The organism is Leifsonia sp. P73 (assembly GCF_051059105.1).
Classification (GTDB): Bacteria; Actinomycetota; Actinomycetes; order Actinomycetales; family Microbacteriaceae; genus Leifsonia.
This window is the reverse complement of the sequence record NZ_CP194931.1, coordinates 3,762,817-3,776,466: the sequence shown is the minus strand read 5'-3', so window position 1 is coordinate 3,776,466 and position 13,650 is coordinate 3,762,817. Positions and strand designations below refer to the sequence as shown.

The following is a 13,650-nucleotide window of genomic DNA, read 5'->3' as shown; positions in this document are numbered from 1 at the left end:
GACGGGGAGGTTTCGGGAGGATCACACATCTGAATGGATGATGAACTGATCCAGCTGAAGCTATTTGCGTGATCCAGCGCTCTCGCCGAGACTGGTCGGAAGCGCGAAAGGGACGCCGATGACGAGTCTGCACATCACGAACGCCCGCCTGTACCTCGGCGACGGCGTCTGGCAGGACGGCGGCGTGCTCGTCCGGGACGGGCGGATCGCGGCGGTCGGGCTGGACGACGAGCTCGCGGCGCTCCGGGATGCCGGCACCGTCGTCCGCGACGCGGCCGGCGCCTCCGTCCTCCCCGGCTTCCACGACACGCACGTGCACCCGCCGATGGCCGGCAGCTCGCTGCTCGGCATCGACCTCATGCCCGTGCACGACGTCGACGCGTACCTGCGGATCATCGCCCGGTACGCGGCAGCGCATCCCGAACTCGACGCGATCGTGGGCGTCGGCTGGTACGGCGACGTCTTCCCCGGCGGCCTCCCCACGCGCGCGCTGCTCGACGGTGTGGTGGCCGACCGACCCGTCATCCTCACCAGCCACGACGGCCACGGCGTGTGGGTCAACTCCCGCGCGCTGGAGGCCGCCGGGATCGCGCCCGACACCGCCGACCCGCTGGGCGGGCGGTTCGTGCGCGACGAGGGCGGCGCGCTCACCGGCGTGCTGCTCGACACCGCGATGCAGGCGCTGGACCCGATCCTCCCCGAGCCCGGCCCCGGCGCGCTGGAGGAGGCCGTCCTGGCCGCCCAGCGCCGCCTCCACTCGGTCGGCGTGACCACCTGGCACGACGCCGCGGTGGGCAAGAGCGAGCTCGGGCCGGACTCCCTCGACGCCTACCTGAACCTGGCTCGGCAGGGCGCCCTCACCGCCCGGGTGGTGCTCTGCCAGTGGTGGGACCGCGACCGCGGCCTGGAGCAGCTCGCCGACCTGGAGGCCCGTCGGGAGCGCGTCGCGCAGGCCGGGTGGATCGAGGCCGGCACGGTCAAGATCATGCAGGACGGCATGATCGAGAACCGCACCGCCGCCCTCCTGGACGACTACAGCGACGAGCCGGGCGTGCGCGGCGACTCGTTCATTCCGGCCGAGGAGCTCGCGACGATCGTCGCCGCGCTCGACGCCCGCGGCTTCGACGTGCACCTGCACGCCGTGGGCGACCGCGCGGTGCGCGAGTGCCTGGACGCGGTGGCGCACGCGCGGTCCGTCAACGGGCCGGCGGGAGGCCGTCACCAGCTCGCGCACCTCGACGTGGTCGACGCCGCCGACTTCGACCGGTTCGCCGCGCTCGACGTGACCGTGAACGCGCAGCTGCTGTGGGCGCGCACGGACACCGAGATTGTGGAGCGCAAGCTGCCGATGATGGGCGACGAACGAGCGAGCCGGCACTTCCCGTTCGAGTCGCTGCGGAGGCACGGGGCCCGCATCGTCGGCGGCAGCGACTGGCCGGTGTCCGACCCGAACCCGCTGTGGGCGATGCACACGGGCACGACGCGACTGGCACCCTCCACCGACCCGCATGCGACGGGGCAGGCGCTCACGGAGCCGCTGCTCGCCTCGGAGGCGCTTCCATACGCGACCGTGCTGGACGCCTACACAGGCACGGCGGCGTGGGTCGGACGGCTGGAGGACGCGACCGGCCGGCTCTCCCCGGCCTCGCGGCCGACCTCGTGCTCCTGGACCGCGACATCTCGGACGGCCGCGGATTGGACGCGGCGAGCGTCGTGGAGACGCTCGTCGCCGGCGTCAGCGTGTACCGCGCCTGACGCACGCCTCCCGCGGCACGATGGGGTGTGATCGACGACACCGTGTCGGCCCCGGTCAGACCATCCTCACCGATCCCGCATCCCGCCGCCGCACCATCCGCGCCGACGAGACGTTACTAATCGCGGGAATCCGAGGTCGGATTGCCGCGATTAGTCACGTTTCGAGGGGTCAGGCGAAGGCGTGAAGGCCTTCGGGGGCGATGGCGAAGCGGACCTGCTGGCCGGGCGTCAGCGCGTCGGCGGCCTGGGACAGCATGGTGACCGGGATGCGGAGGTCGCCGGCGACGATCTCGGCCCGCGCGAACGGCCCGTAGAAGTCGACCGCGCGCAGTACGCCCGTGGCCGACCCGGCGGTGGTCGCCGCGTCGTCCGCGAGGATGCGCACGCGCTCGGCCATGACCAGCACCTCGACGCGGTCGCCTTCGCGGAGGTCGTCCTGCGCCGTGGTCAGCGACAGCCCGCCGATCGCCACCGTCGCGGCCGGCCCGGAGCCGTGGACGACGCCGGTGCCGAGGGACTGGCCGCCGAGGAACTGCGCCACGAACCGGTTGCCCGGCGTGCGGTACAGCGACTCGGGGGTGTCGTTCTGCTGGACCACGCCGTGGTCGAGCATCATCACCTGGTCGCCGAGGTCCATCGCCTCCTCCTGGTCGTGGGTGACCATGATCGTCGTCAGGCCCGTCTCCTGGTGGATGCGCTTGAGCTCGCGCTGCATCTCGCCGCGGATCTTCTTGTCCAGCGCCGACAGCGGCTCGTCCAGGAGCAGCAGGTCCGGGGAGGTCACGAGAGCGCGCGCGAGGGCGACGCGCTGCTGCTGGCCGCCGGAGAGCTGGGCCGGGGAGCGCCCGCCGAAGTCGCCGAGGCCGACCAGGCCGAGCATGTCCTCCGCCTTCTTCTTCGCCGCCGGCCGCGGGGTGCGGCGGGCGCGCAGCCCGTACATCACGTTGGCCAGCACCGACAGGTGCGGGAAGAGGGCGTAGTTCTGGAAGACGAACCCGATGTTGCGCTTCTCCACCGAGAGCCGGGTGACATCGCGGGAGCCGACGCGGATGGCGCCGTCGTCGGGGTCCTCCAGGCCGGCGACGATGCGCAGCAGGGTGGACTTGCCGGACCCGGAGGAGCCCAGCATGCAGCAGAAGGCGCCGTCGCCGACGGTCAGGTCCAGCGGTTCGAGGACCCGGGTGCCGTTGAACGTCTTGGACACACCCGTCACGGTGAGCTCGGCCATCAGTTTCCTTTGTTCGTAGAGGTCGTGAAGAGCTTGGCGGCGTTGCCGGACAGCCAGTTGAGGATGACCACCAGCAGCACCGTGGAGAGGATGATGATCGTCGCCAGCGCGTCCACATCCGGCGTCACACCGAGGCGGACCATCGAGTAGATCTGCACCGGCAGCGTCGAGACCCCGATCGGAGCGAGGAAGAGCTGGATCGCGAAGTTGTTGAACGTGATCACGAACGCCAGCAGGCCTCCCGCGATGATCGACGGCCCGATCAGCGGGATCGTCACCGTCAGGAACGTCCGCAGCGGACCGGCGCCCAGGGAGTGCGCCGCCTCCGCGTAGTTCGGGTTCAGGTCCCGCAGCCGGCCCGAGACGATCAGCACCACGAACGGCAACGAGGTCACGATAGAGGCCAGGATCAGCCCGAGCGTGCTCGACCCGAGGCCCAGCCAGCCGAACACCACCACGAACCCGGCGGCGAGGATCAGCGCGGGCACCGTGAGCAGGGCGAGCAGGAGGCTGTTGATCGGAGCCGTGATGTAGATGCGGCTGCGCGCCATCCCGAGCGAGAGGAGCGTGCCGACGATCACCGCGAAGATCGTCGCCTGCGTCGCCAGGTTGAGGCTGGTGAGCAGCGCGTCCACGAGCGCCTGGTCGTGCGAGAGGTTCGCGTACCAGTCGACGGTGAAGTGGAACGGGAACGTGCCGTACCGGGACTGGTTGAGGCTGAGCGCGGTCATCGCCATCAGCGGCAAGGCCAGGATGACCAGCACGACGTAGAGCCAGATCTTCATCAGCCGGGGCAGGACGGCGGTCTTCATCGGAGGACTCCTTCCGTGGTCAGCGCATCCTCGGCGATGCGGGTCTGAGCGGCGACGCTCTCCACGCGTGGCCGACCCGCCTTCGAGACGCCCGACAGGGCGGAGCGCGACCACGACAGCAGCCCGGTCACGCCGCCGACGATCGCCAGCGACGTCACCAGCAGCACCAGGGACATCGCCCCCGCGAACTGCTGGTGGACGCCCGCGGAGAGCTGCGCCGAGATGGTGTTGCCGAGCATCTGCCCGTTGGGGCCGCCGAGGATGGCGGGCTCGGCGAAGGCGCCGACGGTCTGCACGAAGGTGAGGGCGAAGTTCACGCCGATCATCGCCGAACTGAGCGGCCAGATGACCCGGGTGAACACGAAGCCCTTCGACGCGCCCAGGGTACGGGAGGCCTCCAGCACCGAGCCGCTGATCTGCTCGGAGGCCGAGTACATCACCAGGATGGCCGTGGGGATGGACTCCTGGATCAGCATCAGGATGTTCGCCGCCGGGGTGTACATGATCGACGCCTGCGGGTCGGCGAGCCCGATCGAGGACAGGAACGACATCACCGGGCCGCCGGCCTGGATGAGGCTGACGAACCCGTAGATCAGCAGCAGCTGCGACGTGATGTACGGGATGATGACGAATCCGAGGATCAGCGGCTTCGCCTTCGGACTCGTGTAGCGGGCCAGCGCCCACGCCGCCGGCCAGGCCAGCGCGATGCTGACCACGGTCACGCAGAACGCGATCAGCAGCGTCCGGCCCAGCAGCGACATGTAGACGGCGCTGGAGAACATCTCGGTGAAGTTCTCGACCGTGAAGCCGCCGGAGCCGTTCGTGAAGCCGATGATCAGCAGCGCGACCAGCGGGAGCAGGGCGAACAGGACGAGCAGGAGGCCGCCGGGCGTGAGCAGGAAGCCCGCGCCCAGGGCCCCCTGGCCCGCCGCCGGGGACGGCGGGCCAGGGACAGCGGGACGGTGGTCATCAGGAGCCGGCTTTCACCTGCGTCCAGGCGTCGACCCACGACTGGAGCCGGTCCGCGGGCTGCGGGAGCTGCAGCGCGAGGCTCGAGATCTTGTCGGGGTTCGCCTGGAGGCGGTCCAGCGTGGCCGGTTCGAGCGCGGCGACGACCGACTTGTTCGCCGGGGCCGGCGACGAGTCGGCGGGGGTGTTCGCCCACTTGGTGAGGAAGTCCTTGCCCGTCATGTAGTTGAGCCACTTGTAGGCCAGGTCGAGGTGCTGCGTCTTGGCCGCGATCGCCCAGTTGTCGATCCAGCCGACCGCGCCCTCCTTGGTGATCTCGTACGTGAAGTTGCTCGTCCCCGGGGCGTTGCCGGCGACCAGTCCGCCGATGCCGTCGGAGTTGGCGATGCCCGCGACGATCGCGCCGCTGGCGATGCCCTTGGCGAGGTCGTCGGTGGACGAGTACAGCAGCTTGGCGTTGTCCTTCAGCTTCTGCAGCGCCGGCGTGACCTTCGCCATGTCGGGGTTCTGCGGGTCCTCACCGAGGTACAGCGCGGTGATCGGGACGAGCACGGTCGCGTCGTCGATGAGCGCGATCTGGCCCTTGTACTTCGGGTCCCACAGCACGCTGAGCGAATCGGGGGTCGGCGTCACCTTGCTGCCGTCGAAGAACAGGCCGGTGCTCCCCCAGGTCCACGGCACGCCGTAGAGCTTGCCGTCCTTGCGGATCTCCTTGCGGCCCGAGAAGTCCGAGTAGAAGTCGCTGTAGTTCGTCAGCTTGGAGGTGTCCAGCTCGTGGAAGATCCCCTGGTCGATGCCCTGGCCGATGTACTGGATGTTCGGCAGCGCGACGTCGATGCCGCCGTTGGCCTTGTCCACCAGCTGCAGCTCGTTCGACTCGGAGTCGATGTACTGGAACTTGAGGGTGGCCCCGGTCTCCTTCTTGAAGTCCGTCGCGACCCACGGCAGGTCGGCGCCGTAGCCCTTCCAGATGGCGACGGTCAGGGTGTTGCTGCCGCTGCCCGATGCGCTCGGCGACAGCGAGCACGAGGTCAGGGCGACAGCGGCCGCGACGGCTGCTCCGACGGCCATGCTCGTCCGTCGTGCGATGGAGCGGCGCCGTTGCCCTTTGGTGCTGCGTGAGTCTTTCACGTCATTCTCTCCTTGTTGTTGTGGTGCGTCTGTCCACTCTTGGCGGTGGGGGTGGGTCAGAGGATGCCGGCGGTGGCGTCCTCCAGGTAGGTGCGGGCCGCGATGAGCTGCCCGACCGGGTCGGAGGCGGCGTCGAGCTCCAGCAGGATGCCGCCCTCGTAGCCGATCCCGGCGAGCGTCGCCGCGAACGCGGGCCAGTCGACGACGCCCTGGCCTGCGGCGCGGAAGTACGGGCGGTGCCGCTCCCAGATGCCCTCGTCCACGAGCGCGTGCTCGCGGAAGGCGCCGGCGGCGTCCTTCCAGTGCGCGATGACGACCCGCTCACGGTGGCGCGAGACGAGCTGGACCGGGTCTCCCCGCCGAGCACGATGTGGCCGGTGTCCGGGCAGAACGCGACGAGGAAGGGGTCGGTCAGCAGCAGGAACAGGTCGACGTCGCGCGGCGTCCAGAACACCGAGTGGCTCTCGGTGTGCAGGGCGAGGGTCACGCCGTGGCGCTTCGTGATCGCACCGACCTCGTTGGCGATGTCGGCGATCGGCGCCGCGGTCGCGAGGTCGACCGGCGCGAGGCCGTCGCCCTCCGCGTTGTTGCGGCGCATCGGGAGCCCGGCGACCAGGAAGGAGGCGCCGATGCCCGCGAGGAAGGCGGCCTCGGTCTCGGCGGCGGCGAGGATGGCGGCGCGCGTGGCCGGGTCGGTCACGTCCTCCGCGTGCTCGATCTCGGCGAAGTAGGCGCTGACCACCGAGAGCCCGCGGCGCTCCAGCTCGGCGGAGAAGGCCTCCGCCGATCCGTAGGCCGCGATCGCGGTGAGGCGGTCGGCGGGCGGGAAGGTCATCTCGAGTTCGGCGACACCGGCCTCCTGCAGGGCGTCGAGGATGGTGTCCCAGACACGGCGCGGCTCGGCGGCCGCGAGGGCCTCCAACTCCTCACTGCCGCTGAGGCCCCAGAAGCCGGGGTCGAAGAAGGTGATCAGGTCGACGCCGAAGGCGCGGGTCGTGGTGGGTGCGGTGGCGGTCATGCGATCGCGGTCTCCTCGAGGGATGCCGAGCGCCAGGTCTCCGCGGAGGGTGCGGGGCGCTCGCAGGTGGTGGTCAGGGTGTGGAGGCCGTCGGTGCCGTTCGCGATCGCGTCGAGCACCTCCAGCACGTGCAGGGCGAAGCCGGCGCTGGTGCGGTGAGGCTCGCCGGTCAGCGCGGCGGCGAGGTCGGCGACGCCGGGGCCGCGGAGCGGAAGGAGTTCCTCCAGGAGACCGTCCGTGAAGCCCTCGATGACGGCGGGCAGCTCCCGCCACTCGTCCTCGCCGTGCAGGCGCACGCGCACCGCGTCGTCGTAGTCGTTGGGGTCGGGGACGCTGAGCGTGCCCTTCGAGCCGTACAGCTCGATGAACGGGAGGTTGTGGTCCCAGACGTCGAAGCTGGCCAGCACCGTGCCGATCGCTCCCGACGTGAAGCCGAGCGTCGCCGAGGCGTGCGTCGGGATGGTGACGTCGATGGACTCCACCCGCCGGCCCGGCGTGGAGACCGGACGGACGGTGCTGCCGATCCGGGCGCTGGCGGAGACGGTCGCGACCGGGCCGAGGAGGTTGACCAGCGCGGCGATGTAGTACGGGCCCATGTCGAGCGCCGGCCCGCCGCCGGGGATGAAGAGGAAGGTGGGGTCCGGGTGCCAGAGCTCGGCCTTGCTGTGGGTGACGAAGGCGCTCGCGCCGATCACCTCACCGATCAGCCCCGCGTCCACCGCAGCGCGCGCGGTCTGGCCCGCCGAGCCGAGGAACGTATCGGGAGCGGAGCCGAACAGCACCCCGCGCTCCCGGGCCTCGGCCACCAGCGGGGCCGCCGTGGCGAAGGAGGCCGTGAGCGGCTTCTCCGTGAAGACGTGCTTTCCCGTCGCGAGGAGGGCGCGGGTCACGCTCTCGTGCGCCAGCGGCGGGGTGAGGTTGACGAGGATGTCCACGCCCTCCGCCGCGGCCAGCTCCTCCACGTTGGCGAACACCGGGACGCCGTAGCGCTCCCCCGCCGCCTGCGCGAGCTCCTGGCTCAGGTCCGTGCAGCCGACGATGTGGAGGCCGTCGAAGCGCTCCAGCCCGCGGAAGTACGCGCCCGAGATGTTGCCGCAGCCGACGATGCCGACCCCGATCCGGTCTTTCTGAACAGTCACGCTGGCCCTTCTTCTTCGAAGCTTTCGGCGGGGGAAGCACGTTTGCTTTTCGCCGTTGAACGGGAACGTTAGCAATTATGCGCGGTAATAGCAAAACTAATTTTTCTCGCGTAAGATCAGGCACTGGCACGAAGGGGTAGACCACACATGGATCATTCGGAGATGCGGCAGCGCAACGCCGCCAGCACGCTCGGCATCCTGTACCGCACCGGTCCGGCGAAGATGACCGAGCTGCAGCAGGAGTCCGGGCTGTCGCGGCGGACGATCGAGCTGATCCTCGACGACCTCATGGACTCCGGCTGGGTCGTGGAGCTGGCCGCGGCCTCCCCCGACGCCCGGCCGGTCGGCCGCCCCGCGCGGTCCTTCGCGTTCCGCTACGACGCCGCGTGCGTGGTCGCGCTGCAGCTGGAGGCCGGGCAGATCCACGCGACCGTCGCCGACCTGGCGACGACGATCCTCGGCGACCTGCGGGTGCCGCTGCCGATCAAGACCTCCCGCGCCGAGCGGCTCAGCCTCCTGGACGACTGCGTGACCCGGCTGCTCGACGAGGCGGCCGTCGATCGGTCCGCCGTCGTCGCGGTCACCGTCTCCACCCCCGGCATCGTGCGCGACGACGGGATGGTCGACCTCCCGATGACCATGCCCGAGTGGACCGGCTTCTCATTGCGCGACGCGGTCGGCGAGCTGTTCGACTGCCCGGTGCGCGTCGAGAACGACGCGAAGGTCGCCGCGCTCGGCGAGAAGTGGTCGCGCGACGGCGAGGTGCAGGACTTCGCCTACATCTTCTCGGACAGCGAGCGCATCGGCATCGGTCTGGTGCTGCGCAACGAGCTGTACCGCGGCCGCGACGGCGCGGCCGGCGAGGTGAGCTGGGCGCGCGACCTCGGCCTCCACGACCTGGTCAGCCCGCTGCTGGTCGACCTGGACGACGAGCTCGCGCCGGGCCACGCGGCGACCTGGGAGCTCGTGACCGCCGCCCGCGCCGGCGAGGCGCACGCACTAGCGGAGGTCGACCGCCTCGCGAGCGCGCTCAGCACCGGCGTCACCCTGATCGCGTGGCTGCTCGCGCCGGAGGAGATCATCCTCGGCGGCTCTCTCGGCACCCTCGCGGACCTCCTCATCCCCGCACTCGAACGCAAGCTCGCCACCAACGATCGCCCCATCGAGACCCGCCTGCGCGGCTCCCAGTACGGCGACGCCAGCGTCCTGACCGGCTGCCTCCGGATGTGCATCGAGTCCCTCGGCGACCAGCTGTTCACGCCGGCGGGCGTGGCCACCATCGGCCGAGCCCGGATCCCCCTCCCCGCCCTCGAGGATGCCGCCAGCTAACCCCACCGCACCTTCACAGTGCCAGGAGATTCGTGCCCGACACACCCCCGGACTCCTTCCGAACCCCATTCGGACGGAGATCCCGTCGTGTCTTCCTTCTCAGGAGATCACGTACTCCAACCCCACGGCCGTCTCCAACGTCGCGCTGGCCGCGTGCAGCGACACACTCCAGGTCTGATCCCCGACCACGCCGTCGACTGTGACGCCGCCCCAGCCCTGGAACGCCTCCACCGAGGCACGGGTGTGCGGCCCGAAGATCCCGTCGACGCCGCCCGGAGTGACGCCTCCCCACTGGTCGGCCCCGTTGGTGAGGACGGTCTGGAGGCTGGAGACGACGGCGCCGGTCGAGCCCTCGCTCAGCGTCGGCATCGGCCCGCCGTCCGGGAGGGCGGCCCAGGTGAGCGGCCCCACGATCCCGTCGGGCACGAGTCCGGCGCCGCCCTGGAAGTCGATGATCGCGGCCTTCGTCGCAGGTCCGAAGATCCCGTCGACGACGATGCCGAGGTTCGGCGTGCGCCGCACCGCGCGCTGGGCCCGCTTGACCGCATCGCCGGTGTCGCCCTCCTGCACCGTCGGCTGTCCTGGATTCGGCATGATGACTCCTCTCGTCCGAGCGCCGCCAGTGTGGCAGACCGCCCGGTCTACGGCAAGGCGCCGATCCTGGGCGTTCGTGGCCTTCCCGCGTGGCCGCGCGTGTCCCGCGAATGGGGGGCCTACCGTGGGCGCATGGCGATCAGAATCGAACTGCGGACGGCGGACTGCCCTGTCTGCGGAAAGCGCATGAACGGCACCGTCAAGATGCTCGGCAACCCGGGCCAGGCCGGCTTCCGCACGGCCCCGCAGGACGTGCACTGCGTGTCCGGCTGCGAGCGGGCGCTCGGCGACAACCGGGAGCGGATGCTGGGGGTGTTCCAGGAATAGGGGTGTTCGCTTCCGAGCCGGCGCCCGGTTCGGTCGGATTCTTAGCCGCGTCTTAGACCCGGTAGATGAAGATTCATCAGCAGCGTCGGCGGCCGCCCTCCCCCAAGGCAGTTCGCCGCCGGCGCCGCTTCCTGCCCCACTCGCACATCGCTGCCCGCCGGACCCCGGCTACGGGACGATGATGCTCTTGCCCCGCGTGTGTGCTGCAGCGACGTACTCGTGCTCGAGGTCGCTGGGAACAACCTTCACCGGGAGAGACGACACACGTCTGCGAGAAGGAGCGATCCGAGCACGGTCGGCAACCCGCCTGGCCTCGGGTTCCCCCCGTGAGCCGAAGCCGCTCTTACTCCGGGCGCAGAGCCCGTGGGACCATGTCCTATGCCTCCCGCGAGGACGAGCCTCGTCATGGTCGGCCGCGCGGCCGAGCTGGCGGTGATGCGCGACGTGTTCGCTGCGGGCTCGACCGGCGTTGCGCGCGTCGCGCTCGTGTCGGGTGAAGCAGGCATCGGCAAGACCCGCCTCATCAACGAATTCCTCCACGAGATCGAGTCCGCACCACAAACACCGCCTGTCGTGGTCGCGACCGGACAGTGTGTGGACCTGGGAGATTTCGGTGCCCCGTTCACCCCGATCCGTCGGATGCTTCGCGAGTTGTATGCAATGGTCGGCGATCGTGAGTTTCGGGACGCCGCGGGCTCGGCACTCGCCGTGAAGGCACTCCGTGCTCTGGTGCCTGAACTCGCACCGGACTCCGACACCACGCCGGATGTGCCTCCGGAGTTCATCCGGGAGGCCGTCGAGCGACTGGTCGCAGGCCTGAGCCTGGCTCGTCACCTGGTCCTGGTGTTCGAAGACATGCACTGGGCGGACCCCGCGACTCTCGCCCTCATGACGGCGCTGAGCATCACGCCGCGTTCTGAGCATGTGACGACCGTGATGACCTACCGATCCGATGACGTCGGGCCAGCTCATCCGCTGCACGCACTTCTGGCCGAGTTGGATCGTCACCGCACAGTCACCACTCTGCCTCTGACACGGCTTGACATGGCGGATGCCGAGCAGATCGCCCGCGCTGTCGGCGGAGGCCTCGGGCACGACCAGGCCGCGGCGATCGCGGCGCGCAGCGAGGGCGTGCCGTTCTTCATCGAGGAACTCGCCGAGTTGGACATCGGAACCCCTTTACCCGTCACGCTCCGCGATGTCGTGCTTGCCCGCTACGAGCGTTTGAGCCCGCTCGCTGCAGGCGTGGTCGCGACGGTGGCCGGGGGCGGCGTGTATGTCGACGACGACCTGGTGGCCGAGGTCTACGACGGCCGCCCCGACTCGCTTCGTATCGGTTTGCGCGAAGCGATCGATGCGAGTGTGCTGGTCACCGAACGCGATGGGTACCGGTTTCGGCACGCGCTCATCCAGGAGGCTGTGCACGATGTTCTCCTGCCCGGGGAACGCGTGGAGCTGCATGCCCGCTACGCCTCCTCCCTTCACCGTCGCGTGTCGGCGGGTCACCGGGAGCACGCGGCCGAATTGGCCGAACACTGGCTCAGAGCCCGTCGCATCCCGGATGCGTTCGACGCCATCCTCGTGGCGCGCGATCATGCGAACGACACGCTCGCACCGATCTCCGCCGCCTCGCTCGGTGAGCGCCTGCTCGAACTCTGGTCACTGGTACCCGATGCGCAAATGCGAGCGGGACTTTCTCGCGCCGCTGTCGCTCTGGAGGTCGCGCGCGCATATGAGGACGCCGGCGAACGTGTACAAGCGTTCACTGCGGCCGAGGCCGGCCTGCGACTGGCCGAACCCGGCGAGACGCTGCTGCGTTCGCGGCTGCTGTTCGAAATCGGCAGCCGGCACCGCAGCGCTGGACGTCGCGACGAGGCATCGGAGTGCTTCCTCGCGGCGCGAAGGCTTGTGGATGGCGACGGCGAGCCTGAAGAACGCGCGTTACTGGCGCGGATCGATGCGACCAGGGCGATCACCGACCGGCGGCTCGCGTCGACAGCCCGTGAGGTGACGGACCGTGCCGTGGCACTCGCCGAGGGTGCAGGAGATCCTGTCTCGCTCACGTACGCCCTCTTTGCGCGTGCGCACTGGCTTGACGAGTGGGGGGATTTCGAGGGCGGCGGTATCGCCCTGCACCGGGCGGCTGCGGTGGCTCCAGACGTCGGCACCCATCTTGCCGCCATGGTCAATCTGACCGGTCACCTTCTCCAGATCGGCGAGTACCAGGAAGGCATCGAGGCCGGGCGACGCGCCTATGACGAGGCGATCGCCGCCGGTCAAGAACGCGGGCTCGGCGCATTCCTCAGTCTCAACCTCGCCGAGACGGCGATCAACCTGGGCGACGTCGAGTTCGGCGTCGCCTGCGGCGAAAGGGCGCTCCCGTTCCTCCCCACCACGCCGTACTTCCAGAACTGCATACTCCTTGTACTCGCGATGGCGGCGCTCTGGGACGACGAAGGCGATCGGTCGCGTGCCCTCCGGGAACGCGAAAAGGACGTGGTGGCCGACAACGGCAACGACGAGAACATCGTCGGCCGACTGCTGCTGGACGGATATGCGGCGCTGACGGAGGCTGCACCGGGCCATCGTGTCGAGGGTTCGAACGCACTCGGGGAACGGATCCTGGCCGTTCTCGACTGGGAGCGCCCCGGGCGCACACAACATCTGCTCCCCATGGCGGGCTGGCTCGCGATGCGCGAGCCGGCCCTGCGCACGAGGCTGTTACCCGCGATTCAACACGCTCGGGCGCTCCCGTCCACGGGTTCGCAATCCTCCGCCTTCGGGGCTCTCGCGTACGCGTTTTCCGACGACGGGGTCCCCGCGTGGAGTGATGCGCTCGCTCAGGCTGAAGAGGGGCGCATCCCGAACCGGTACGTCCACCTCGCGCGCCTCCGGCTGGCCGAGGCCCTTCTCGAGAGCCGCCATCGCGACGAAGCGGCCACCCTCGTTGAGCAGGTGATCGCCGAGGCGCCCACGAGAGGGGCGTCCCTCATCGCCAGGTGGGCGCGCGAGCTCATCATCCGTGCGCGCCTGAACGTGCCAGTCGTCCTGCCGCAACCGCGCCCCGAGGTCGCCGCACCGCTCACTCGGCGCGAACGGCAGATCCTCGCGCTCGTGGCAGAGGGACTCACCAACCGGGAGATCGCCGGCCGTCTCTACATCTCACCGAAAACGGTATCCGTGCACGTCTCCGCCATCCTCGCAAAGCTCGGCGCCGCCAACCGGACCGAGGCCGCTGCCTACTACGCGGTCGCGTCCACGGGATAAGCGTCGGGACGAGCCCACCCGCTCCCCCGAACGCCGGCAGCGAGCAGTTCATGCCACTCACCAGCCGACGGGGCCCTCGGG

General features: G+C 69.9%; 11 protein-coding genes. 4 read left to right on the top strand and 7 right to left on the bottom strand.

All coding sequences use genetic code 11. The features are described 5' to 3' along the window. Positions 1 to 118: 118 nt before the first annotated feature. Positions 119 to 1,786, top strand: a complete 1,668-nt coding sequence (locus tag ACQ86L_RS19385; RefSeq protein WP_434316840.1) for an amidohydrolase — start codon at positions 119 to 121, stop codon at positions 1,784 to 1,786. A gap of 138 nt (positions 1,787 to 1,924) precedes the next feature. Here ACQ86L_RS19385 and ACQ86L_RS19380 read toward each other — a convergent pair whose 3' ends face one another. From ACQ86L_RS19380 to ACQ86L_RS19355, 6 genes are all read right to left on the bottom strand, one after another. Then, a complete protein-coding gene (locus ACQ86L_RS19380; RefSeq protein ID WP_434316839.1) occupies positions 1,925 to 2,983 on the bottom strand; it encodes an ABC transporter ATP-binding protein in 1,059 nt (352 codons plus the stop codon). Next, positions 2,983 to 3,795, bottom strand: coding sequence for an ABC transporter permease (locus tag ACQ86L_RS19375; protein WP_434316838.1), 813 nt, complete (start codon positions 3,793 to 3,795; stop codon positions 2,983 to 2,985). Before ACQ86L_RS19375 ends, ACQ86L_RS19380 begins: the two co-directional genes overlap by 1 nt. Next, complete coding sequence (locus ACQ86L_RS19370) at positions 3,792 to 4,577, bottom strand: ABC transporter permease (RefSeq protein ID WP_434316837.1); 786 nt, start codon at positions 4,575 to 4,577, stop codon at positions 3,792 to 3,794. The genes ACQ86L_RS19375 and ACQ86L_RS19370 overlap by 4 nt, the downstream gene beginning before the upstream one ends. Before the next feature lie 187 nt (positions 4,578 to 4,764). Next, a complete protein-coding gene (locus ACQ86L_RS19365; protein WP_434316836.1) occupies positions 4,765 to 5,895 on the bottom strand; it encodes an ABC transporter substrate-binding protein in 1,131 nt (376 codons plus the stop codon). A gap of 1 nt (position 5,896) precedes the next feature. After that, on the bottom strand, positions 5,897 to 6,913 hold the full coding sequence (locus ACQ86L_RS19360) for a TIM barrel protein (RefSeq protein WP_434316835.1): 1,017 nt from the start codon (positions 6,911 to 6,913) through the stop codon (positions 5,897 to 5,899). Beyond that, positions 6,910 to 8,052 carry a Gfo/Idh/MocA family protein gene (locus ACQ86L_RS19355; RefSeq protein ID WP_434316834.1) on the bottom strand — a complete coding sequence of 381 codons (1,143 nt, stop codon included), beginning with the start codon at positions 8,050 to 8,052 and terminating at the stop codon, positions 6,910 to 6,912. The genes ACQ86L_RS19360 and ACQ86L_RS19355 overlap by 4 nt, the downstream gene beginning before the upstream one ends. A 147-nt stretch (positions 8,053 to 8,199) precedes the next feature. Here ACQ86L_RS19355 and ACQ86L_RS19350 point away from each other — a divergent pair, with 147 nt between their 5' ends. Beyond that, positions 8,200 to 9,381 carry an ROK family protein gene (locus tag ACQ86L_RS19350; protein ID WP_434316833.1) on the top strand — a complete coding sequence of 394 codons (1,182 nt, stop codon included), beginning with the start codon at positions 8,200 to 8,202 and terminating at the stop codon, positions 9,379 to 9,381. A 99-nt stretch (positions 9,382 to 9,480) separates the two neighbouring features. Here ACQ86L_RS19350 and ACQ86L_RS19345 read toward each other — a convergent pair whose 3' ends face one another. Then, complete coding sequence (locus tag ACQ86L_RS19345) at positions 9,481 to 9,975, bottom strand: peptidoglycan-binding domain-containing protein (RefSeq protein WP_434316832.1); 495 nt, start codon at positions 9,973 to 9,975, stop codon at positions 9,481 to 9,483. A 132-nt stretch (positions 9,976 to 10,107) separates the two neighbouring features. On the opposite strand from ACQ86L_RS19345, the gene ACQ86L_RS19340 reads away from it, so the two are divergent. Continuing rightward, the gene (locus ACQ86L_RS19340) at positions 10,108 to 10,302 is read left to right on the top strand and encodes a hypothetical protein (RefSeq protein ID WP_370056725.1); all 195 of its coding nucleotides are present in this window, start codon (positions 10,108 to 10,110) and stop codon (positions 10,300 to 10,302) included. Between the two features lie 405 nt (positions 10,303 to 10,707). Continuing rightward, positions 10,708 to 13,569 carry a helix-turn-helix transcriptional regulator gene (locus ACQ86L_RS19335; RefSeq protein ID WP_434316831.1) on the top strand — a complete coding sequence of 954 codons (2,862 nt, stop codon included), beginning with the start codon at positions 10,708 to 10,710 and terminating at the stop codon, positions 13,567 to 13,569. The last annotated feature ends 81 nt before the right edge of the window (positions 13,570 to 13,650 follow it).

Excerpts from the sequence above, each read along its gene's own strand:
- ACQ86L_RS19385 (WP_434316840.1), top strand. The coding sequence starts at position 119 with ATGACGAGTCTGCACATCACGAACGCCCGCCTGTACCTCGGCGACGGC.
- ACQ86L_RS19380 (WP_434316839.1), bottom strand. The coding sequence starts at position 2,983 with ATGGCCGAGCTCACCGTGACGGGTGTGTCCAAGACGTTCAACGGCACC.
- ACQ86L_RS19375 (WP_434316838.1), bottom strand. The coding sequence starts at position 3,795 with ATGAAGACCGCCGTCCTGCCCCGGCTGATGAAGATCTGGCTCTACGTC.
- ACQ86L_RS19370 (WP_434316837.1), bottom strand. The coding sequence starts at position 4,577 with ATGTTCTCCAGCGCCGTCTACATGTCGCTGCTGGGCCGGACGCTGCTG.
- ACQ86L_RS19360 (WP_434316835.1), bottom strand. The coding sequence starts at position 6,913 with ATGACCGCCACCGCACCCACCACGACCCGCGCCTTCGGCGTCGACCTG.
- ACQ86L_RS19350 (WP_434316833.1), top strand. The coding sequence starts at position 8,200 with ATGGATCATTCGGAGATGCGGCAGCGCAACGCCGCCAGCACGCTCGGC.
- ACQ86L_RS19345 (WP_434316832.1), bottom strand. The coding sequence starts at position 9,975 with ATGCCGAATCCAGGACAGCCGACGGTGCAGGAGGGCGACACCGGCGAT.
- ACQ86L_RS19340 (WP_370056725.1), top strand. The coding sequence starts at position 10,108 with ATGGCGATCAGAATCGAACTGCGGACGGCGGACTGCCCTGTCTGCGGA.
- ACQ86L_RS19335 (WP_434316831.1), top strand. The coding sequence starts at position 10,708 with ATGGTCGGCCGCGCGGCCGAGCTGGCGGTGATGCGCGACGTGTTCGCT.